Raw genomic sequence first — 23,761 nt, 5'->3', positions numbered from 1 at the left:
TTAGTTCTATTAAATTTAAATTTGATTTGAGGAATTAGAATTTTTATAAGCTATTTATTTGCAATATTCTAAAAAGTAAATTTTACCAAATCACTATTTTATCGAAGTGCGGAAAGAGCCGTAAATAGTATCGTACAGACTACTATATTTCCTAATAAATTCATCAAATAATGTTTGACTATTTTATAGCTTATTAAAATATATTGTTTTTAGGAAATTATTTTTAACGTTGAAAACATATATTCAACTTCTTTTTGCATTTTCTCAAGCTTTACCCAGTGATAGGATTCGTAATTAGGGTGTAATATTAATAAATTCATTGAGCTTATTTTATAATTGTATTTTGTTTCTAAGATATGTCTGTAAATATTTTGCTGCAAAGCATATCGATAGTAACTGTCGTCCGTAAGGTGGCTTAATTCCCCAAATGCAAATTTGGTATAGAAATGTTCAGGGTCGGAAATTTTAGGTTTACCATCAGGATGTACTACTTTTTCGCTTCTTTTCCAATCAAAAACATAGAATGTCCCATCTTCTTTTTTGTATAGCATATCTATTGTTCCTGCAATCATATAATCTTCATCAAATATTCTCCATTCCGTTCGTTCTGGATTCATACTTGAAAAACGCTCTTTAAAATCCAAAAAATGACTGAACTCTTTTGTGTTTGAATTGTAGGTTTGATTTTTATAATAATTCTCTATTTGAAGATGTAAATGGGTTCCTAATTCGGCGGCTTCAATCCCTTTCTTTTTCCAAATAGAAATTATTTCGTCTGTGGGTAAACCATAGAGTTCGTGTTTTGGGTTTAAATTAGTTGCAGCTTTTAAAGCATCAAATTCAGGAAAGAATTTATCTATTAGTTGACTTACAGAGATGGTGTCGGGATTATTGTCTATGTAATACCTGTGATTTAAGGAGTCAAAAACAATTCTTTTGTCTCTTATATGCGATTGATTTCCGTTTAAAGGTTTGTTGTCATTTTTATCAAAAGCACTCAAATCGGTTTCAATAATTTTTGATTCAATAATTTTATCAAATTCGGAATTTGTAATTAAAAAGTCAATTTGTGAGGATGATTTTAGATTAAAATTTTCTATTTTTAAATACTTTTCTCTATACTTTTCTAATGACCATTTTTTTGCTTGGAGGGTATCCCATTGATTTTGTGACGAAATACTTGTTTTGAAATCCAATTCTTTATTTGAATAGTTTTCATCTATAGCTTTTATAACGTTTGCAATAAAAACACAACATTGTTTCGCTTCTTCAAATATCTGTTTTTCTGTAAATCGAATTACAATATAACCTCGGTTTGTAAAAAATAAATCTCTGTAAACATCTCGATTTATTTCGTGAGTAGGTATTCTTGAAATCCCATCATAAGGCTCGTCAATTTCGACATTTATAAAAATATTTTTGTTCTCTTTTTCATTAATTAACAAAAAATCAGGTTCGTAGGCATTGTTTCCGCTCTTGTGGGTAATGTGACGATTATTGTGTATTTTAAAATCTGATTTAAAATATTTGTTTAAGACTTCGAAAAAAGTGTTTTCAGTAATGCCTAATTTGTTTGAACGACCTAACCTTGGAAATTTAATGTATGAATTTTCCGTTGGCATTTTGACCATTGGATAACTGTACGGCTCATTTTGATTGAAAATAATTGAAGGTTTAAAGCCTATTTTTTTTAAATTTTTTTTATTTGAATCTAAATCGATTAAAGGATCTAGGATATCTCCTTGTAAAAGAGATTCTGGAATTGACTCCCTATTTGATGAATTGTCTTCAACTGTGGGAGCTCTATATGCATCGGGAGTTAATGTAATTGCAGTCTCTTTTGTTATTACAGGAGGAATAATTGTTTCTACTATTTCATTATTATCTCTTTTCCTAAATATAGCAAAAATGGAAATTATTATAATTAAAAACAAAATTCCCAATCCTATATTTCTATAACTTCCCCATTCCTCTTCCCATCTTGCATCTCTATATTTTTTTAAGGAACCTTCAATATCATTTTTATCAATATCTGCATCCCAATTAATATCTTTATCATATTTAGATTCTCCATAATCAGTATTAACACCTAATACACCTGATGTATTTCTACCAAACATTGTAGATGTTGAGTCTGGTTTAATTTGAGTATTTTTATTTTTAGCATCTCGATCTTTAAAATAATCATCGTATGTTTTTCTTCCGTTTGGCATATTAGGATTAGTAACAGGTGTTCTTATTGGGATATTTTGTTTTTGTGCATTAGTTAGCGAATTTGATTTGTTAAAATTTTGTTTAGAAATATTACTTTTTGCATTGCTTAATATTTCAAATTCTTTAACTAATACATCTCTATTTTCGGTTAGATTCAATGCAATAATTTCATCATTTATAGTAAAAGAAATCAGTTTTATTGAATTTGATTTGAGTTCGTTTATTTCTCTTTCTGTTAAATAGTACATAGATAGTGCTACTTCTCTACCATTCATAGTAACTAATCTATTGTAAGCTGGTTTTAAAGAAATCCCGTTTTTGCCAGTTGTTTGAATCAATAAATTTCCGTTTAATTCTTCAGCAACTGTATTCTTAAACAACACTGAAATTGCTACAAAATACTTGTTATTGTCTGGATTTTTATATAATGACAGTCCTGCTTCGTAGTTGTAAGCTCTGACTACTGGAATAGGATTAAAATATTTAAGGGTAATTCCGTCTGGTCTTTTTATGGTTTTAACTTCATATTGAGCTAACGCAGTAAAGCTTGAAACTATCAAGCAAATTAGTATTGATAGTTTTTTCATATTTAATATAGATTTGGTTGGAATGATTCTTTTCTGATTTTTTAGTTTTATTAAATTAAAATTTTTAAAGTACAAAACCATCTTTAAATTTAGCCTAATCCCGCAATATTGGCAAACGGCGGTTAGTTGCTGGTATTTAGCTTTATTCATCATTTTCTTTAAAAAACACTTTCGATAAAAATTTACCTAATAATACACCAACAATTACAATTATCGGATAAGCTCCATCTCCAAGTATGCTAATCACTGGCTGGCAAATTAGTATTGATACAGCCATACATACAATTATTAAAATACATCCTAAAGCATTCTTACTATTATTATTTTCACTCATTAGTTTCTATTATAAAATTAATTTAGACTGAAATATTCTTTCCACATTGTTATACAGTATCATTGAGTATTCACAATTCGCTAAATTTTTAAATGTTTTGTAAGCCGATAGAAATTGATTAAAATATTGTGTTTTAAATTTATCAGTATCAAACTTTACAATTTGATTAAAATTTAATTGGGCTAAAAGGGAATCAATAAATTTTTTCTGATTAGATGTAAAATTCATATTAGTTTCCTGTTATTTTTTAATATTATCTCTAACGGTTTGATCACAATAGGTTTTGGGATTAAAAATTCGAGTTTTCGCATCAACCACTAATTTTCAAATATAAGACCATAGTTAAATTCAGCTAAGTGCACCAATGTATGGTAACAGTTTCATAAATAGCCTTTTCATTATATAGATTCTGATTTCTAATCAGTACAAAATATATTACGACCTTTTAAAGTAAAGTAAAATTTACCTGAATCTATTCCTGAATTTGCCGCTGATTCAAAGATGTATAATAAATCACCTCCTTTTTTATCAAAGCATACTTTATAATTAAATTGCGGCACTTTATTATACTCATTTATGCCGTACAATTCTAAATAAAAAGTAGGTAACCACATTTCATAATAAAAACCACTATTATCAAAATCTGTAAGTTGTCTTTTTGAGGGGACTTTAATTGAAGTGTTATAATATGAATCGGTCCGGAATAAGGTATTATTATAAAAGGTGAATGCAAATTTCTCTTCACCACAATTTTTGGAAATATAACTTTTTGTGTAATCTGTTTTAAAATTTTGAGCACTTAATGAATAAATGCTTAGTGATAAAGCAAGTATGTTGATGATGATTTTCATATAATTATTTTTAAGGTTTATTTTATTTAGTATGAAGCGCTTGTGTAATCCCATTGTTTTAAATAACTATTGTACGTATAATAGCCTCTCATTTTACCAAAAGAATCATAAACCTCATATCGTTTTAAATATTCATTCCATTTTTTTGTTAACTGTTGTTGACCAGATTGATTGTATGTTTCGTTTTGATTTAAGTAAGAGTTATTCTTTTCATATCCTTGTTGTCTGCCAGAGGAATCGTAAGTTTCTGTTCTGTTTAAATATTGATTGTTTGTTTCATATTTAATAAGTTTGCCATAAGAATCATAATATTCTGTTCTGTTTAGATAAGTGTTTTCTTTAGCATATGCAACCATTTTCCCAGATGAATCATAAAATTCAGTTCGCTCTAAATAGCTATTGTATTTTTGAGTCAAATTTTGGCTAAAACTTGCAATTGTTGCCAATAAAAATGTTAGGGTAAAAATTATTTTTTTCATTTTATATAGATTTTGTTTTGCTTACTCTATTCAGTTTTCAGCGACTCTGTTTTTATGTTTTTTTGATTAGTTAAAACATTGATATAATCAAAAAGGAATACAAGTAACTCCCAAAACCGTAATTTTTTTTTGTGTTTGATTACTTCTATTGTTGTAAATGCTTCTCAATGTTTTTTCAGGGAGTCCCATTGTTCCATTGCCTTTTGAAGTTCCATTATTGTTTTTCCAATTATATTTTACTGTATAATTGATAGAAGTACTGTTTTTAGCCATATAAACAACGTAACTCCCTATTGTTACAGATATAAAATCTACACAAAATTTTCCTTGATTAACATAGGTAACGGATCCAAATACCATTTGATTTGCTATTTCAAATTCCTTAAAAGATGGAAACATAGCACTTGCACAACTTCCAACACCTCCAATATAAGATTGTAAAGCATCAGCTTTAGTTTTTAGCTCTCTTAGTTGGCTAATTTCATAGGAAGTGTACTTATTTGTTTCCTTTAATTCTTCTTCAATTTCATCAGAAATAGAACCTGCATTGTTCATTAATTTTTTACACTTATATTCGTCCATTATATCTTCTCTGAAATCTTTAACAATGTAATTTAGCTCATTTTCAAAGTCAGATGGCGATTTTTTAATTTCGTCTAATGGAATAAATAGAAACAAGAGGAAGAATAATTTCATAATAATTTAGTTAAATGGCTGATTAACTGTATTTTTTAATTTTGATATTCAATTGTATATTGTACCTTTTCAACATTAAAATATAGACCATTAATGTTTTTATCGTTTTTTTCCAATAAAATATACTCGTAAATTTCATCAATTGTCTCCGGATTTTTAGTGGCTTTTAGGTCCAATAAATTAATTAAGAACCACTCAAATTGTACATTATTAATGTAATAAGCCGTTTCTTTTGTTAATCCATCACCAGAATTCCTGACCACATTATGCATTATATCTAATTGATTAAAACAAATATTAATCTCATTTTGTCTTTTTAGTAAATCGAGGTTGTTTATTTTCCCCCATATATGATTAACATCAAATGGACTTTTTTCTAATATTTGATTTCTAAACTCTAATTGTTTTAAAATATTTTTAGAGTCTAATTTATCTTCATTTTTTTCATACTTTGCTATACTATCTGTCAATGACTTATACCGAAAATTTTTAAAATTATCTTGAAAAGCAAAACCATAATATAAGTGTTCACATTGTTTTAATGTCATTGATTTATCACCTTTTCTATATCTTTCCAATAAGGAAGTGTAATAATATTCAGAATTTTCATCTTTAATATTTTTTTCAATAAGTTCATAGTCGGGTTTCTGTTGAGAGAAAACAACTGTTGTGAAAAGAATAAAAAAAGCCTGTGCATATTGTTTTATCATATCGTTTTAAATATTTATTTTTTAAAAGTTTTTCAAATATAAGCAAATTTGCCTACTGTATAATTGGTTTATTCTACGAATTTTATTTCGTGAATAATCAAGATAAAAAAAGCATATTAATTACTTTTGGAGCTAATCTTCGTCAACTCCGTTTAGCAAAAGGGTTCACCCAAGAAAAACTTGCAAATGAACTCGGTGTTGAGATTTCTCAAATTAGTAGAATTGAAAGAGGCGTGATTAACACCTCTATTACAACCCTTTATTCAATTTCTAAAGTTTTAAATGTTGATATTTCTGAATTCTTTGTTTTTGATGCAAACTAATATTCTGAATTCTAGCCAAATTTAATTTATTGAATTTGATTTGTTTTACGGTTTACCGTAATCAAATATCTTTTATTTACAATCGTTTAAAATATTTTAATTCGTCATCATTGTATTGATTTACCACTACCAATTCATCTTTTGTCAGGGAAACAATTTTTTCAGAACCAGTTAATAGATCATATGCTTGTAAATACAGTTTCTTTAAGACGATTTTTATGTTGCTTTATTAGTGTTCAATTTAAATTTTTAATAATATTTACAAATTTTTTTGCTTTTCTGATTTTCAGAAGAAAAGCATTTTGAATAACTATTCTGAACAAACACCTTCAAATATTCCTGCCATTACAGAACCTGGAACTACTTTATTACCATAATTTTGACTCGTATCATTTTTAATTACATTTCCATTTCTATCATAAGAAATAGTTTGTTTCACATCGAATTCGTATTCTGAACAGTTTATAGACATAAACTGCAAAATCTCTTTACCTCCAGTTTTAATATATTTACCTTTTTTATTTTTTACAGTTTTCTCCGGTTCGATTTTTTTTATCCAAACTTCTTTGGAATTATAGTTTACTTTTTCAATATAAAAGTAATACTCTGATTCTTTATTATCTGAAACTGTACATAAGTATGTGAAATTATCATTTGATTGTGAAAATGAAAAAGTGGTCATAAAAAAAAACATTATTAAAAATAATTTTTTCATAAGTATTTCGATTTGTTTTGGTTACATTTTTTGGTTTTAGTTTAACTGTTACGTCCCGTTTTTTTTTTAGTTTCTAAGCTCCAATTTTATTTATTCAAAAGTAGGCAAATTTGCCTATTAACAAAATAACTTATTCAACGAATTTTATTTCGTGGATAATCTAGACAGAAATACTATTTTAATAAGCTTTGGAAAAAATCTCCGTTTAGCTAGATTAGCAAAGGGTTTTACTCAAGAACAGCTTGCAAATGAACTAGGTGTCGAAATTTCCCAAATCAGCAGAATTGAAAGAGGCGTTATTAATACTTCTGTTACAACCTTGTATGCTATTTCCAAAACCTTAAAAATCGATATTTCTCAATTATTCCTTTTTGACACTCCTTAAATTTTAAATTCAAAACAAACCTATACTACTTTCACGAGTGTCCATTGCTAACAAAGGAACGCGTATTACTTCCCATACACAATACCCACTTTTAGTGATTTGTTGGCAAAGCAATTTTTTTTCAAAATCATTTCATTACGGGTTTCCTCATTCTATAAAATAAAACACAGTTATCTTTTATGATAACCACATTAAACAAATATAGAACAAATTTTGACTTATCATAAATGATAATTTAGATTTGGGAAATTCTTTACAAATAAAGGTTGGTAAACGTATTCAGGAAATCAGGATTGAGAAAAATTTGTCTCAACAAGATTTGGCTGCCAAGTGCAACTTTGAGAAGAGTAATATGTCCAGATTAGAAGCAGGAAGAGCCAATGCAACGCTTTCGACCTTAGAAATAGTTTCCAAAGCTTTAGAAGTTGATGTAATAGAACTTTTTAAATAATCGACAATCTTCTAATAGAAATATCCTGACCAACAACAACTTTTGTTAAATCAGGATGTTATTCTATTTCAATTTGACAATAAGATTTTTTATTGCCTCACTCACTTTCTTCTGCACTACCTTCCCATAACTTTCCTGTGTAATAACCATGTTAGAATGACCCAGTAGTTCTGATACAATTTCCATTGGGACATCATTGTAAAGTAAGACAGTAGATGCAAACGTTTTCCTAGCAATGTGGTGCGTCAATCTTTTTTCAATTCCAGTTATAGCTGAAATTTCCTTGAGATAAGAGTTGAATTTTTGATTGCTTATTGGTGGGAATATGTGGTTACTATCGGTTGAGTATTTCTCAATGATTTCTTGTGCTTTTGGAAGAATTGGAATAGAGATTTGGCGTTGTGTTTTTTCACGTTTCATCTGAATCCAATTAATCCCGTCGAAACCTATTTGGATGTTCTGTTTCTCAAGATTAGCCATTTCATAATACGCCAAACCTGTGTAACAACAGAAAATGAATAGGTCTTGAATGGTGCTTAATCTTTTTTGTTGCAATACGGCTTCTTCAAGGGTTTTGAGTTCTTCTGTGCTAAGGAATATAACGGTTTTACGGACTGTTTTGGATTTGTGAAGTATAAATGGATCTCTATCTAAATAGCCTTCTGAAATGGCTTGTTTAATAGGTGCTCTAAGCCTTTGAATGGTTTTGTTGATGGTGATTTGCTCTTGTTTCTTCTCGGTCTTTAAATAGTAGTCAAAATCGTCAAGAAACTGTAGGCTCAATTCTTCTAGAGGAAAATCTGTTTTTTTAAATTTCCATTTGAGGAATGCTTCCAAATGGTTTCCCACGTAAACAAATTTATCATAGGTGTTGTCTTTAATTTCTAATCCTACGAGTTTTTTAATTTTGGAAAGATACTGTTTGTAATAGGAGAGGACATATTCCTTCTTTTTGATTTCTACGCCAATGTATTTATTATAGATGTTATCAAGAGTACAATCTGCACCTTGTAGTTGAAAAACTAATGCGATGTTGTTTATCTTGATTTGAATTTGCTCTATTTGAGCATTAATAAATTTGTAGTTGGCATCTTGAGTGTTGACTTTTTGAAGTTTATTCTCCCAGTAGTTTGGGTTTACAAAAAGTCCTGTAGTGAATTGTTTGCGTTCTTTGTTAAGAGTGATTCTACAATTAAGAGGGCATAATCCTTTTTGATTAGTCTTGTTTGCGCTAATTACAAACAGAATTGTGATTTTTTCTTGGTGCATGTTTCCAATTGATTTTGAGTTAAACAATTGGCATAACAATTCGGAATTTTAAAATGGGTACCTCGAGATTTTAGATGGGTACCGCAATGGGTACCTTTTTTTATCAAAAAACCTGTCAAAGTTGTCAAATGAGAAAATTTCCATTTTATAATAAAACATCGTGAAGTCCCGCTTTCACTATCGCTTTAAAACAAAAAAGACCTTACATCACTGTAAAGTCTTTTTAAAAAGCTCCCTCTCTTGGGCTCGAACCAAGGACCCTCTGATTAACAGTCAGATGCTCTAACCAACTGAGCTAAGAAGGAAACTGTATATTTTTATTCTGGTAAGGAATGAACGTTTTTGTGTGCTTATTAGTGAAGTGTGTTTCACTTGTAAAGCGGTGCAAAGATAGGGCTTAATTTGATTTCTGCAAGCAAAAATAAAACTTTTTTCAATTTTTTTTACTTCCCAAGAATTGCCTTGTAAATGTCGTTTCCATTAGCAAATAGTAACAGTGTTATAAGTAATACGAAACCAACCATTTGTGCATTCTCCAGGAATTTATCACTTGGTTTTTTACCGCTTACAATTTCATATAATAAAAACATTACATGGCCACCATCAAGTGCCGGAATAGGCAATAAGTTCATTACGCCAAGCATAATTGATAACAAAGCGGTGATCGTCCAGAAAACTTCCCAGCTCCAAGTATTGGGAAAAATGTCAAATATGGCTTTAAAACCACCTACTTGTTTGTAAGCACCGGTACTTGGACTGAAAATCATTTTCAGCTGTTTTCCGTACCCTACTAATTGGTCTTTTCCTTTTGCTAATCCTACAGGAATAGATTCTAAAAGTCCAAATTCCTGCTTGCTAATTTTGTAATAGCCTAGTTTTTCTAAAGATTCCATTCCTAAACCTCCAATTTGCACCCCTAGTTTACCATCTTTAGAAACGGTAACAGGAACTTGTACTTCTTTTTGATTTCTTAAAACAGTGGCGTTAATGGTTTTGTTTTTATTGTTTTCCAAAACTGTTTTGGCTTCGTCAAAATATTTTGTTTTTTGACCGTTAAGAGCAATAACGATATCTTTTGGTTGTAAAGCAGTATTTTTAGAATCTGCAGTAACAGCTCCAATAACAAATGGCATTCTGATAGATACTAATGGTGCTTTTTCAAATTTTGATAATTGATCCACAAAATCATTTGGCATTGTGATAGACTGCTCGATTCCATTTCTTTGAATAAGGATTTGTTTTCCCATTACTACTTTGGCGTTGATTCCATTATCAAAACGTGCTACTTTTTCGCCATCTATAGAAATGATTCTGTCACCCGTTTTGAAACCTGCATTTTGCATGGCTTTATTTTCGATCAAAAGACCGTCTTTCAAATCGGAGTTAGCAATGTAGGTATCGCCATAAGCAAATGCCATTCCGATGTAAATTAGGAATGCCAAAATGAAATTCACAGTAACACCACCAAGCATAATAATCAAACGTTGCCAAGCCGGTTTAGAACGAAATTCCCATGGCTGAGGTGGCAATGCCATTTGCTCTTTGTCCATACTCTCGTCAATCATTCCGGAAATTTTTACATAACCACCCAAAGGCAACCAACCGATACCGTATTCGGTTTCGCCAATTTTCTTTTTCAGAAGGGAGTATTTAACATCAAAAAAGAGGTAAAATTTTTCGACTCTGGTTTTAAACAATTTTGCAGGAATAAAATGTCCTAATTCGTGAAGTATAATAAGTAATGATAAGCTCAATAAAAATTGAGAAAGCTTGATAACTATTTCCATTTTTTAATTTTAGTTCTTTTACAACTCACAAAAGTAAGGTTTTCTATTTGTTTAATTTGTAATAATTCTTTGATACAGTTTTAAATGTTTGTTAATTAATTGAAATTTCAATTTTTACTTTCAGTTATGTCCCTTAACTTTACTTTTTCAGGAAATGTTATGAAACAGTAAAGTGTAATTTAAATCATATAAGAAATAGAAGTTCCTATAAGCCATAATGAAGCTAAAACTTTAAGGAACTTTTATTTCTTATGTGTTTAAAATTAAGGAGTATATGCTTTTACCAAAAGTATGCTGTTTATTATTTTCAAATAAATCCTGTCGGACTACTTTTTTAGAAAAATCATTTTACTTTTAAATTAAACTTCATACAAATGGCAGCACAGTTATTTTCACCACTTCAAATAAAAAACACCACCCTTAAAAACAGAATTGTTATTTCGCCCATGTGCCAATATTCGGCAATTGATGGTTTTGCCAATGACTGGCATTTGGTGCATTTAGGCAGTCGTGCCAGTGGAGGTGCAGGATTAATTATTCAGGAAGCGACTGCGGTTTCTCCCGAAGGCAGAATTTCACCCGGTGATTTGGGACTTTGGAAAGACGAACAAATCGAAAAGATGCAAGCGATTAATCGTTTTATTGGGAGTCAAAATTCAATTCCCGGAATCCAATTGGCGCATGCCGGGAGAAAAGCAAGTGCAGCTGCACCTTGGGAAGGCGGCAGGAAATTAGATGAAACCCAAGGCGGTTGGGATACGGTGGCGCCAAGTGCTGTCGCCTATCATGATAATGAAAAAGCACCAATCGCGTTAGATCAATCGGGAATTCAAAAAGTAATCTCCGATTTTAAAGCAACTGCTAAAAGAGCCGTTCAAGCGGGTTTTCAAGTACTGGAAATTCATGGGGCTCACGGGTATTTATTGCATCAGTTTCTTTCACCTTTGTCTAATTTTAGAACGGACGAATATGGGGGAAGTTTCGAAAACCGAATCCGTTTTACTTTGGATATTGTGGAAGCAGTGCAATCGGAATGGCCGGAAAATTTGCCCTTGTTTGTTAGAATTTCTGCTACGGATTGGGCGGATGGCGGTTGGAACATCAAAGAATCAGTTCAGCTTTCGAAAATACTAAAAGAAAAAGGAGTTGATTTAATTGATGTTTCTTCAGGAGGATTAGTGTCTCGCCAACAAATTCCGTTAGGACCTGGTTACCAAGTTCCTTTTGCAGAAAGAATAAAAAAAGAAACTGCAATAATGACAGGTGCCGTTGGATTAATTACAGCATCCGGTCAGGCAGAAGAAATAATTGCAACCGGAAAAGCGGATTTGGTTTTGTTCGCAAGAGAATCCCTTAGAAACCCCAATTTAGGATTGACATTCGCCCAGGAACTTCAAGCGGATATTCAATGGCCCAAACAATACGATAGAGCAAAAATTAAATAAAATGTAAACACGAATTTAAAGAAAGTGGTTGGACTTAGACAAAGAGTTGCTAACTCTGAAAATACGCAGTGATGAAATGGGTTTATCAAAGAGGACAATAAAAAATAAATTTTCTACTACATTAATCTGCTGAATCTGCAAAATCTGCGTGAAAATTTTTAGCACGCAGATTTTGCAGATTCAGCAGATTTTATAAACCATAATACTATTTCGAATTCTTAACCAAACAGTTGAAAAGAGTTATACCAAAGGAAAATATAATATAGTCCAACGACTCCCCTCTCCTTTGGAGAGGGGTTGGGGGTGAGGATAAATAATTGGTCTATATTATATTTGTCTTTGGTATTAGATAGAATTTCACGAATTAACACGAAATTATTTTTCACCAAATTTTCAAGCAAAAATTAATTAGCAATCATTCTGCCTATTTCTTCAATGAACTTACATTCCTTATATGGTTCAAAATTTAACCGCATAAGGAATATAAGTTCATGTGAGTTTTAAAATTAAAAGTTATAAATTCGTGTTCGACTTAAAAAAACAGTACATGCAAAAAATAAGAACTGCTTTACTTTCCTACGGAATGTCTGGAAAAGTATTCCACGCCCCGTTTATATCATTTCATAAAGGATTTGAACTGCTTGGTTCATGGGAAAGAAGTAAAAAATTGATACGAGAGGATTATCCTTCGGTTAAAAGTTATGCCACAATGGAGGCTTTACTCGAAGACGATGTCGATTTAGTGATTGTTAATACGCCAGTGGATACGCATTATGAATATGCCAAAAAAGTATTGCTTGCGGGAAAACACGCGATTGTCGAAAAGGCATTTACCACAACCGTTGCCCAAGCTCAGGAATTAGCCGCTTTGGCCAAAGAAAGAGGAGTGAAACTAGCCGTTTTCCAAAATAGAAGATGGGACAGCGATTTCAAAACTGTTCAGAAAATCATTTCAGATAAAGTGTTGGGTGAAATCGTGGAAGCCGAATTCCATTTTGACCGTTACAATCCACTTTTGAGTCCAAAGTCACACAAAGAAACTGCCAATTCCGGCGCAGGAATTCTAAAGGATTTAGGACCTCATTTAATTGATCAGGCGTTGTGTTTATTTGGTTTGCCCGAATCCGTTTTTGCTGATATTAGAATCACGCGAGAACATTCTTTGGTAGATGATTATATAGATATTTTGCTGTATTATCCTGATTTCCGTGTCCGATTGAAAGCGGGATTTTTTGTCAGGGAGGCCATTCCGTCTTATATGATTCATGGTAAAAAAGGTTCTTTCCTAAAACCGCGTGGCGATGTGCAGGAAGACGATTTAAAACTTGGAAAAAAACCAAATTTAGACACTTGGGGAAAAGAGCCTAAGAGTAAAGAAGGCACTTTACATACTGAAATCAAGAACGATATTTTTAATGCCAAAGTACCAACACTTCAAGGCAATTATTATGATTTTTTTGACGGGGTTTGGAATTCTATTTCAAATGATATATCAGAGCCGGTAACTGCTCAGGACGGAGTTCATGTCATGCAAATTATTGAAGCGGCGATTCAAAGTAGTGCCCAAAAGAAAGTGATTGATTTATAGTTCATTATGATTATCCTTTAAAATCCTTACCACGAATTACACGAAAAACACTAATTTCTTTAGTTTCTAACTAAAAATTCGTGTAAAATTTGTGAAATTCGTGGTGAATAAATCCTAAATACTAATGCTTTTTTAACCTAATTTATAAACAATAACGATGTATTTTTCGGTTTATAAAGTATTTACTAAAATGGAAAGATTGGATTTTGTATTTTTGAATAGCAAAATTTCAAAATCCAATTGTCTTGATAGATTTAAATTTTATAGGTAGGTTCAGAACCAAAGCAAAATATAAGAAAACGTATAAAGACGCTAAGATTTCTTATTTGAATAGAATTCGTTGGGCAGTTTCGATGTTTTATTTTGGTATGGGTTTGTGTTTTGCCACTTGGGCGAGCCGAATCCCGGATATCAAAACAGCATTGCATTTAAGTGATGGTCATTTAGGAACTATTCTATTTGCCTTGCCAATGGGACAATTGGTGATTATGCCTCTGTCCGGAAAATTAGTAACCAAATTCGGCAGTCACCGCATCCTTATATTCTCTCTATTATTTTATGTTTTTAGTTTAACTAATCTTGGACTGGCCACTCAGGCTTGGCAATTGTCACTGGGATTATTTGTATTTGGAATATTTGGGAATTTGGCAAACATATCCGTAAACACTCAGGGCGTTTATACCGAAGAACTTTTTAAGAAAACCATAATGTCGTCTTTTCATGGCATGTGGAGTTTGGCAGGATTCACGGGTGCTTTGGTAGGTTTGGGAATGTTAGCATTGGAACTTACTCCGTATCAACACTTTTTAATCGTTGCCTCAATTGTGCTTTTGATGATTGGTTTTAATTTCAAATTTTTAATAAAAGCCAAAGAAACCATCCAAACCGAAAAGAAAAAATTATTTACTAAACCAGATAGTGCTTTAATTTTCCTTGGTATAATTGGTTTTTGTTGCATGGCCAGTGAAGGTGTCATGTTCGACTGGAGCGGTGTTTATTTCAAAGATGTCATCAAAGCACCTGGGCCATTAGTGATTTTGGGATACACTTCGTTTATGATTATGATGGCAAGTGGTCGATTTTTTGGAGATGGCTTGAGTCATAAATTTGGACGAAAAAAAGTGATGCAAATTAGTGGTTGTATGATTTCGGTAGGGTTATTTACCGCTGTATTTTTTCCGTTCATAATTCCGTCAACCATTGCTTTTATGTTTGTAGGATTAGGAGTTTCAACTATTATACCAACCCTTTATAGCATCGCAGGGAAACATCCAACTATCCCAACAGGCGAAGCTTTAACCATCGTTTCAAGTGTAAGTTTCCTCGGATTTTTAATGGGACCACCCATAATTGGTTACATAGCCGAGGCATTTAGTTTGCGGTTTTCATTCGCTTTCATTGGTATTTTTGGATTCTTCATTGCACTAATGGTTACCAAAATCAAGGCAATTCAAGACTAGTTTTTTTAGAAGCACAACATCCCCGTTTTTATAAGAATACCCACACCCGCTGTACGCAGTATCTTTTTCTCGTAAAAAAACGAGAAAAAGGATACTTGCTGCCATCGGGGCTATTCATTGCGTTTTTAATTTCTTAGAATATTTCCAGATTATAGGAGTTAAAAAAAATTATAAGATTTTTTCTATAAAAAAGAACAACTTAATAGTTTTTTTCTTATTTTTAAACTAAATTTAAATAGTAAGCTATTTAAATTTAGTTTAAAATTCTAATACCACACTTTTCAGCAGAATTTTATTCGGTCTCAAAATACCACTTTCCAAAAACATTTTTTCCATTTTTCTGATTCTTTATTCTATTTAGGAATAATCTCTGCTGTTCAAAAAAAATCATCATTATCCGTAATGTTGATTCTCTAAGGACCGTATTTGATTAAGTCGAAATAGAATAAAGAATTTTTATTTATTGGCCCATTCTAATTCGCTCATAAAAGACATAATGTGCTTATGAAAAAAATTACCCTGATTCTCTTCTTTTTTGTTTCAATGCCTTTTGCTTTTGCACAACAAGAAACAGGCATTTCCGGAAAAGTTATCGATTCCAAAACACAACAACCGGTAGCATCTGTCGTAGTTACGATTCAAAATACAAATTTAATGCAGCTGACAACAGTTGATGGTGAATTTAGATTTGATAATGTTTCACAAGGAAACCAACTGGTTTTATTTCACAGTCAGGGGTATAAGGACGCATTATTTCCTGTTGAAATCATAGCAGGACAACTACTCGATTCAGACCTGATACTATTAGAAGAAGATCAAACTTCAGAACAACAAACCAGTTTAATAACGCTATACGAAAGTGATTTAAGCGATGACAACAGTGGCTCCGAAAGCACTTCGGGGCTTTTGCAATCCTCCAAAGATGCTTTTCAGCAAGCGGCGGCGTTCAATTGGGGACAGGCTCGTTTTAGAATTCGGGGATTGGATAGCGAACATTCCACGATGATGATTAATGGCGTTTCGATGAATAAATTATATGATGGCAGACCACAATGGGGTGATTGGGGAGGCTTGAACGATGCGCTGCGTAATCAGGAATTTTCAGTAGGAACAGCTCCTTCCGATTATACTTTTGGGGGAATATTGGGCACTCAGGAAATCAATACCCGAGCTTCCATTTATAGACCCGGCACCAGAATTTCATTTTCCGGGACCAATACCAATTACAGTTGGCGCATGATGGGAACCTATGCTTCCGGAATGAATACGCGAGGCTGGGCATTGGTGGTTTCGGCAGGAAAGCGATGGGCACAAGAAAGCTATTTCGAAGGAACGAATTATGATGCCAATTCAGGATTTATAAGTGTGGAGAAAAAAGTAAACGACAATCATTCGCTGAGCTTTACGGTATTTTACACGCCAAATTCTAGAGGGAAAAATTCCCCAAATACCACCGAAGTTACTCAATTAACAAACGGAAAATACAATTCCTATTGGGGATTTCAAGATGGGAATAAGAGAAATTCGAGAATGAAAACTATCGAAGAACCCATTTTGATGGGGAATCATTTTTTTAAAGTTAATGACAAGACAACTTTAAATTCTAGCTTGATGTATCAGTTTGGAAAAATTGGAAACAGCAACATCGATTATCAAAATGCCAATAGTCCGGATCCTACCTATTATAGAAAACTGCCAAGTTATTACAGTTCGCATTATGAATCAGATAACGGTGAATTTTCAGGTGAATTCACACCGGATTTAGAGAATGCGGAAAAAAGCAAAGTACTGTTTTTAGCCAATCAGCAAATCGATTGGAACGCGATGTACCAAGCCAATCAAAACCCAATTGCAGATATAAATGGAACAATTTCAGGTTACGAACCTTCCAAAAGCAAGTATGTTTTATATGAAGACCGCACGGATGATAAAACAATCGTGGCGACTTCTACATTTAATACACAGCTCACGGAAAATGTTATTTTGAATGCTGGGGGATCTTTTAAAAACTTGAAATCACACAATTACCAAAAGCTTTTAGATTTATTAGGTGGTGCTTTTTTTGAAGATATTGATGCTTTTTATAACGGAAACCAATCTCAATCTGACTTGAATAATCCAAACCGTCAAGTAGTTGTTGGGGATGAATACGGATACAATTATAATTATGTTGCCAATACACTTGATGCGTTTACACAATTCAAATTCTCGTACAACAAAGTCGATTTTTATCTGGCTCAAAGTTTTTCAAGCACCAATTATCAAAGGGAAGGATTGTACAAAAACGGAATTTACGAAACGAATTCCTTTGGAAAAAGTAAGAAAGCAACATTCGAAAATTTTGGATTCAAAGGTGGAGTAACGTACAAAATATCCGGAAAACAACTGTTGGTTTTTAACGCAGCGCATTTGACAAAAGCACCAACAATTAGAAATACTTTTCCAAATTCTCGCTTAAATAATAGGATTGTTGACGATTTGGAAAGTGAAAATAGCAGTAGTCTGGATGCCAGTTATATCCATCGTTCTCCAAGATTCAAAGCGCGATTAACCGCTTTTTATACGTTGATAAAAGACGCCACTCAAACTTCTTTCTTTTACGCCGAAGGAATTTTTGACGATGGGGCAGGGTATAACAACACCAGTGCATTTGTGAGTCAGACGCTAACGCATTTGAACAAGAGAAATCTGGGGACCGAGTTAAGTCTGGAATACCAGATAAACTCAACGTTGAAAACCACTTTTTCGGCAGCTTTTGGTGAATATACGTATGACAGCAATCCAAATGTAATGGTGACAAATGATGCCGAAGCTTCAATAGAAAATACGAATCCCGTTTTTGATTTTGGAACCGCAGCATTGAAAAACTACAAACAACCGGGCTCGCCACAACAAGCGTATTCGTTGGGAATTGAATACCGAGATCCTAAATTTTGGTGGATTGGTGTAAATATTAATTATTTAGCGAACAGCTATATTGATTTTTCTCCCATTGCCAGAACAGATCATTTTTATATTAATCCCGCCAGCGGATTTTCCTTTCCGGAAGCTACGGAAGAAAGAGCCAAGGAATTATTGCAACAGGAAAAGTTTGCTCCAACAACACTATTAAACTTGGTTGGCGGAAAATCATGGCGCATTTACGGTAAATATGTAGGTCTTTTTGCCAGCGTTAATAATGCATTGAATACTGTTTATAAAACTGGCGGTTACGAACAAGCCAGAAATGCCAATTTCAGGAAGCGCAATCAGGATGTTTCCAGCGGAACACCATCCTTTGGCAACAAATATTTTTACGGCTACGGAAGAACTTATTTCGTAAATATTTCAATCAATTTATAAATAAAAACGGATTACGCAATGAACGTAAACAATTAATATATTCTAAAATTCAGATGACCTTATATTTCTTATATGGTTCAAAAAACAACTAAAATGTTTTAACCATATAAGAAATATAAGGTCATATAAGTAGCAAATTTTAGACAAATCATTTTTAACAATAAATAGTCATCTATGAAACCAATTTTCAATTCCCTGTTTTTTTCTATAATAATCACAACACTTTTTACCAGTTGTGTAAACGATGAAGTAGCTATTCCAAAACTAAGTTGTACGCAACCGGATTTAATAGTAAATCGAACTGTTGCGGAAGTTCGGGAAAATGCCAATTCAATCGTGACACAATATACTTTTGATGATATAATTGAGGCTTATGTAGTTTCCAGCGATGAATCGGGAAATTTTTTTAAGTCCATTTCCTTTCAAACTTTGGCTACAGCCACAACGCCAGCCATAGGATTTAGTGTTCCTGTGGATGCTACAAATTTGTATATTGATTATAGAATGGGTAATAAAGTATATTTAAAACTAAAAGACCAATACACGGACATTTCGTTTGGTGGCATGCGCATAGGAAGTATTTTTGTAAATTCTTACAATGAAGGAGGAGTAGGGCGACTTTCGCAAAATGATTATAAAAAAGTACTGAATGCTTCTTGCACAACTGTACTGGAGGAACTTCTTGTAAAAACAATTTCAATGGAAGAGGTATTGAACGATTCCAATTTGAATACATTGATTGAATTATCCGATGTTCAGTTTACGGCTGCTGCTATTGGTCGTCATTATTTTGAGGAAACGAATAATGTAGGTGGCGCAACCAATTGGGGTTTGATGGATAAATTGGGGAATCAAGTGTATTTTAGAACCAGCAGTTTTTCCGATTTTTCCAGTAATTTAGTTCCCAATGGTAGCGGAAAAGTAAGAGGGATTTTAACAAAATATGGAACCGATTATCAACTATTACCGCGCTCCGAAAAAGATGTTGTTATGACAGGAAATAGAGTAGTTCCTTTTTTCTCTGAAGATTTTGAAACCGTGGTTGATAAATCGAACTTGAGCCTTCCGGGTTGGGCAAATAGTGTTCAAAAAGGAACACTTTTCTGGAAAGGAACAGTGTATTCAGGGAACGGTTATGCTGAATTCAATATTTCAGGTACAAAAGTTGCGTCCAATATTGCTTGGTTGATTTCGCCAAAAATAGATATGGATTCGCACACCAATGAAGTCTTGACTTTCAGAACTGCCCAACATCACTTAGATGTGGACTCCCAATTGAATTCTTTGGAAGTTTATCTTTCCACTAATTTTGACGGATTGAATGTTGCAACCGCAACTTGGATTCCGGTTTTGGCGAAATTACCAAAACAAGCCACCCCTTGGTATCAATTTATAGGAAGCGGCGGGATAGATTTATCTTCTTACAAAGGCAAAATAAATGTAGCTTTCAAATATACAGGTTCCGGAAAAAACCTGGCGTTGGACGGTGCTTTTCAAGTGGATGATGTGCAGATTTTTGGGGATAAGTAAATTTTTTAGTCTGTCTGTTAAAATTTGATTTCGGCACTTTTTAATGGAGTGTTCTATTATTCGAAAAAAAATTTGTAATATATTGATTATCAATTTGAATGTTTCAGAATGTAAATTTCAAACGGTAAAAATTTTATGCTCTGATTGGTTTTTGTATTTTGGCAATCCCAAATCAATATAAATACCATATGAAAACCTACATTATTGCCATTTTTATGGTGGCCTTCCCATGTTTGACCCAAAGTCAAGTCCAGGAAAATTCAATTAAATTGAAAAAAATTAATATTGTAAAAACAAATTTCCGAAATTTAAAAAGTGGTGAAATTGTAAACAAAACTATCTTATTTGAAGAAGGAAAACTTCAGTCGATTAAAACCTCGGAAGTCACCCAAAGTTTTTTTTATAATCTACAGGGATTATTAGATATGACCGTCAAAGGAAGAGAAGGAAGTAACTGGAAAGAGGTTGTAAACTACAGTTATGACAGACAACAGCGACTAGTTAAGTTTGTTAAAAAATACGAGGAAGGCGGTGAACTTGTTACTAAAACAGTTAGTATAGCGTATGAGGGGGCAAGGGCTAAAGCTATAACTAAAAAAAGTAACAGTCACCAAATTTTAATTGAAGACATTGAATATATTGTTGAGAATGGTCTCGTTGTCAGACGTTCTTCAAGAGACAGAAATCAACAAATTATTAATAAAATAGAGTATGTGTATGCCAAAGATAATATTGTTAGACACAAAGGATTGCTTGGTGATAAATCAATAAAGGATTATACCTTTGATGATAAAAATTCAGCTGATTTGTTAATAATAAAAAATATATTTGGTCAAAATTATAAAGTTATTGTGCCAATAGTTTCTTTTCATGAAGAAGAGTTTGATTTTCAATCGATATCTAATAATAATGAATTGAGCATTATATCTACTTCAGCAAATCACATTAGCGAAAATGGAAAATACAAATACAATAATTTAAATTATCCAATATCGTATTCTTTTTCACAAGAAAAAGGAATGTTAAAAACCGAAAAAACTTATTTTTATGAGTAGTTTATATACATCCTCAGAATATAGGTGCTCAATAAAAACGCCATTTATTATTGAGTTTTCTCTTTGAGAACTTCTGGATTATATAACTCAATTAATTATTTTTTCAAAAAACAAAAAGGCTGTCTTTTCGGACAGCCTTTTGTAATTAATTATTTTTTGGTTTCAACTACACTAATAGCATAACCTCCACCTGGAGCACTGAATTGCGCCAGTTTTGATTTGTTGGTCACCGCCATTTTACGAATAGTATACGCTTGTGGATTTGTTTTAAAATGTGCATCCTTAGCATCTGCATAAATGGTGGCCATGTATTTTTTCCCTTTTTCCAAGAAATCAAATTTGATAGTTGAAGTACGAGAATTTTCTCCGTTTACATTACCGATAAACCAGTTATTTGTCACTTTTGCTTTTCGGGCAACAGTAACGTATTGACCTGGTTCAGCTTCTAGGTATTTACTGTCTGTCCAATCCACTGCCACATCTTTAATAAACTGGAAAGCATCAGCAAATCGGTCATAATTTTCAGGTAAATCTGCTGCCATTTGCAACGGACTGTACATGGTTACGTACAAAGCCAACTGATTAGCCAATGTACTGTTAACATGCGAATTATTACTAGGATTAATTTTGCTTAAATCCATTTCAAAAATACCCGGAGTATAATCCATAGGTCCGCCCACTAAACGTGTAAAAGGTAATACCGTTACGTGGTTTGGTTTAGAACCTCCAAAAGACTGATATTCTGTTCCTCTTGCTGCTTCATTACCAATTAAATTTGGATAGGTTCTGCAAATACCCGTTGGACGGATAGCCTCGTGAGCATTGACCATAATTTTATACTCGGCTGCTTTTTCTACTGCATATTGATAATGATTTACAATCCATTGGCTGTAATGGTTTTCACCTCTTGGCAAAATATCACCTACATAACCACTTTTCACGGCATCATAACCATTGTCATTCATAAACTGATAGGCTTTATCCATGTGACGCTCGTAGTTACGAACGGAACCTGAAGTTTCATGGTGCATAATCATTTTAACTCCTTTTGATTTTGCATATTCATGTAACCCTTTAACATCAAAATCTGGGTAAGGAGTTAAAAAATCAAAAACATAATCTTTTGAGTGTCCAAACCAGTCTTCCCAACCTTCATTCCAACCTTCTACTAATACAGCATCAAAACCGTTTTTGGATGCAAAATCAATATATTTCTTCACATTAGTGTTATTCGCACCATGTTTGCCATTTGGTTTTGCTTTTGCAAAATCAGTAACGCCAAGTTGTACCGTAGGGAATTCATCGGTGTAAGCCCATGAGCTTTTTCCAGTAATCATTTCCCACCAAACACCTACATATTTAACTGGTTTTATCCATGAAGTATCTTCGATTTTACAAGGGTCATTCAAATTTAAAGTCATCTTTGAAGCAAGAATATCTCTGGCATCATCACTTACGATTATCGTACGCCAAGGCGAGTGGCTAGGAGCTTGAATATACCCTTTATCCCCTTTAGCATCTGGTGTCAACCAGGATTCGAATACCATGTTTTTATCATCCAGATTTAAATGCATACAAGAATAATTAATTAATGCTGCTTCATGTAAATTGATATACAATCCGTCAGCTGTTTTTAGCATAAGCGAAGTCTGAACTCCTGTTGTAGAAAAAGACTTTTGAGAAACATTTGCAGTAGTTGCTTTTTCGGTAAGTCCTCTAATTTCAGATAACTTGGAGGTAGTATAATCATATTCTTGGGTATCATAATCACCAGGAATCCAAAAAGCGGTATGATCTCCTGTCATTGCAAATTGGGTTCTTTCCTCTTTGATTACAAAATAAGTAAGGTTTTTTTGCGAAGGGAACTCATAACGGAATCCAAGACCATCGTCAAACAAACGAAAACGAATAACAATTTGTCTGTCGGTTTCTTTTTGGTTTAATGTTACTGCCAATTCGTTATAATGATTGCGAATTGAGGCAACTTCTCCCCAAACTGGTTTCCAGTTTTCATCAAAAGTGGATGTCTTAGTGTCAATAACAGTAAAATCATTTAACAATGATTTTTTATCATTTTTTAGCTCAAGACCTAATTTACTTGGTTTTACAACTGCTTTGCCTTTGTAATTTAAACTGTAACTAGGTGTTCCGTCATTTTGTAATGAAAAGGTCATTACAAATTTTTCATTGGGAGATTTTAACTGCTGTGCATTTGCAGTGTTAAAAAAAGCTAGCCAAAGTAAGGCTGTAAAAAGAAATTGCTTCATTTTTTAAATAGAATTTAATAATTAATTTTTCAGGTTTGGTAATAGAATGTGATTTTCACGAAATCGATTTATTGAAAAAGACAAAGTTTTAATCCCAATTCCGAATTTCGAGAAAGTAAAAGTAAACGCTTTATGCGCTACATATTTTTATCATTCTAAAAAAGTAGATTGTGTTTTTATTTTTAATATGTAATATGCTGAATAACTGTATTTTATGTAAATTTATTGCTTAAAAAAAGTGGTAGATTTATAATAAAAAAAAGGCCTTCAAGA

19 protein-coding genes and 1 tRNA gene are annotated in these 23,761 nt (G+C 32.6%); 9 read left to right on the top strand and 11 right to left on the bottom strand.

Features of this window, described 5'->3' with window-relative positions:
• Window positions 1-209: 209 nt before the first annotated feature.
• The 6 genes from FNW38_RS04075 to FNW38_RS04050 form a co-directional block, all read right to left on the bottom strand.
• Window positions 210-2,801 carry a hypothetical protein gene (locus FNW38_RS04075; RefSeq protein ID WP_144064493.1) on the bottom strand — a complete coding sequence of 864 codons (2,592 nt, stop codon included), beginning with the start codon at window positions 2,799-2,801 and terminating at the stop codon, window positions 210-212.
• 142 nt (window positions 2,802-2,943) lie between these two features.
• Complete coding sequence (locus FNW38_RS04070; protein WP_144064492.1) at window positions 2,944-3,135, bottom strand: hypothetical protein; 192 nt, start codon at window positions 3,133-3,135, stop codon at window positions 2,944-2,946.
• Window positions 3,136-3,551: 416 nt separating this feature from the next.
• A complete protein-coding gene (locus tag FNW38_RS04065; RefSeq protein ID WP_144064491.1) occupies window positions 3,552-3,986 on the bottom strand; it encodes a hypothetical protein in 435 nt (144 codons plus the stop codon).
• Window positions 3,987-4,012: 26 nt separating this feature from the next.
• Entirely contained in the window at window positions 4,013-4,465 is a 453-nt protein-coding gene (locus FNW38_RS04060; RefSeq protein WP_144064490.1) for a hypothetical protein, read from the bottom strand.
• A gap of 87 nt (window positions 4,466-4,552) precedes the next feature.
• Window positions 4,553-5,161, bottom strand: coding sequence for a hypothetical protein (locus tag FNW38_RS04055; protein ID WP_144064489.1), 609 nt, complete (start codon window positions 5,159-5,161; stop codon window positions 4,553-4,555).
• 35 nt (window positions 5,162-5,196) lie between these two features.
• Window positions 5,197-5,871 (bottom strand): DUF4919 domain-containing protein, encoded by a 675-nt coding sequence (locus tag FNW38_RS04050; RefSeq protein WP_144064488.1) that lies wholly within the window; start codon window positions 5,869-5,871, stop codon window positions 5,197-5,199.
• A gap of 89 nt (window positions 5,872-5,960) precedes the next feature.
• Between FNW38_RS04050 and FNW38_RS04045 the strand changes: the two genes are divergently transcribed.
• The gene (locus tag FNW38_RS04045) at window positions 5,961-6,194 is read left to right on the top strand and encodes a helix-turn-helix domain-containing protein (RefSeq protein WP_144064487.1); all 234 of its coding nucleotides are present in this window, start codon (window positions 5,961-5,963) and stop codon (window positions 6,192-6,194) included.
• Window positions 6,195-6,504: 310 nt separating this feature from the next.
• Here FNW38_RS04045 and FNW38_RS04040 read toward each other — a convergent pair whose 3' ends face one another.
• Complete coding sequence (locus FNW38_RS04040) at window positions 6,505-6,876, bottom strand: surface-adhesin E family protein (protein ID WP_144064486.1); 372 nt, start codon at window positions 6,874-6,876, stop codon at window positions 6,505-6,507.
• 184 nt (window positions 6,877-7,060) lie between these two features.
• On the opposite strand from FNW38_RS04040, the gene FNW38_RS04035 reads away from it, so the two are divergent.
• Together FNW38_RS04035 and FNW38_RS04030 are read left to right on the top strand one after the other, a co-directional pair.
• The gene (locus tag FNW38_RS04035; RefSeq protein ID WP_218043823.1) at window positions 7,061-7,294 is read left to right on the top strand and encodes a helix-turn-helix domain-containing protein; all 234 of its coding nucleotides are present in this window, start codon (window positions 7,061-7,063) and stop codon (window positions 7,292-7,294) included.
• A gap of 241 nt (window positions 7,295-7,535) precedes the next feature.
• Complete coding sequence (locus FNW38_RS04030; protein ID WP_144064485.1) at window positions 7,536-7,745, top strand: helix-turn-helix domain-containing protein; 210 nt, start codon at window positions 7,536-7,538, stop codon at window positions 7,743-7,745.
• Between the two features lie 63 nt (window positions 7,746-7,808).
• Here FNW38_RS04030 and FNW38_RS04025 read toward each other — a convergent pair whose 3' ends face one another.
• The 3 genes from FNW38_RS04025 to rseP all read right to left on the bottom strand — a co-directional run bounded on the left by FNW38_RS04025 (window position 7,809) and on the right by rseP (window position 10,801).
• The gene (locus tag FNW38_RS04025) at window positions 7,809-9,014 is read right to left on the bottom strand and encodes a site-specific integrase (protein ID WP_144064484.1); all 1,206 of its coding nucleotides are present in this window, start codon (window positions 9,012-9,014) and stop codon (window positions 7,809-7,811) included.
• Between the two features lie 231 nt (window positions 9,015-9,245).
• A tRNA-Asn gene (locus FNW38_RS04020) sits at window positions 9,246-9,319 on the bottom strand.
• Between the two features lie 138 nt (window positions 9,320-9,457).
• Window positions 9,458-10,801, bottom strand: a complete 1,344-nt coding sequence (rseP, locus tag FNW38_RS04015) for an RIP metalloprotease RseP (RefSeq protein ID WP_144064483.1) — start codon at window positions 10,799-10,801, stop codon at window positions 9,458-9,460.
• 374 nt (window positions 10,802-11,175) lie between these two features.
• Between rseP and FNW38_RS04010 the strand changes: the two genes are divergently transcribed.
• From FNW38_RS04010 to FNW38_RS03985, 6 genes are all read left to right on the top strand, one after another.
• Entirely contained in the window at window positions 11,176-12,246 is a 1,071-nt protein-coding gene (locus FNW38_RS04010) for an NADH:flavin oxidoreductase/NADH oxidase (RefSeq protein ID WP_144064482.1), read from the top strand.
• A gap of 547 nt (window positions 12,247-12,793) precedes the next feature.
• Window positions 12,794-13,834 (top strand): Gfo/Idh/MocA family oxidoreductase, encoded by a 1,041-nt coding sequence (locus FNW38_RS04005; RefSeq protein ID WP_144064481.1) that lies wholly within the window; start codon window positions 12,794-12,796, stop codon window positions 13,832-13,834.
• A 245-nt stretch (window positions 13,835-14,079) separates the two neighbouring features.
• Window positions 14,080-15,294, top strand: a complete 1,215-nt coding sequence (locus tag FNW38_RS04000) for an MFS transporter (protein WP_143387100.1) — start codon at window positions 14,080-14,082, stop codon at window positions 15,292-15,294.
• Between the two features lie 504 nt (window positions 15,295-15,798).
• A complete protein-coding gene (locus FNW38_RS03995; protein ID WP_143387101.1) occupies window positions 15,799-18,636 on the top strand; it encodes a carboxypeptidase-like regulatory domain-containing protein in 2,838 nt (945 codons plus the stop codon).
• A 174-nt stretch (window positions 18,637-18,810) separates the two neighbouring features.
• Window positions 18,811-20,166 carry a DUF5689 domain-containing protein gene (locus tag FNW38_RS03990; protein WP_143387102.1) on the top strand — a complete coding sequence of 452 codons (1,356 nt, stop codon included), beginning with the start codon at window positions 18,811-18,813 and terminating at the stop codon, window positions 20,164-20,166.
• Between the two features lie 269 nt (window positions 20,167-20,435).
• Window positions 20,436-21,221, top strand: a complete 786-nt coding sequence (locus FNW38_RS03985) for a hypothetical protein (RefSeq protein ID WP_235890141.1) — start codon at window positions 20,436-20,438, stop codon at window positions 21,219-21,221.
• A gap of 149 nt (window positions 21,222-21,370) precedes the next feature.
• Here FNW38_RS03985 and FNW38_RS03980 read toward each other — a convergent pair whose 3' ends face one another.
• On the bottom strand, window positions 21,371-23,488 hold the full coding sequence (locus tag FNW38_RS03980) for a glycoside hydrolase family 97 protein (RefSeq protein ID WP_143387104.1): 2,118 nt from the start codon (window positions 23,486-23,488) through the stop codon (window positions 21,371-21,373).
• Window positions 23,489-23,761: the final 273 nt, after the last annotated feature.

Source organism: Flavobacterium gawalongense, assembly GCF_007097265.1.
GTDB classification, from domain to species: Bacteria; Bacteroidota; Bacteroidia; order Flavobacteriales; family Flavobacteriaceae; genus Flavobacterium; species Flavobacterium gawalongense.
The sequence above is the reverse complement of the archived record's forward strand: the minus strand, read 5'-3'. Positions and strand labels throughout refer to the sequence as shown.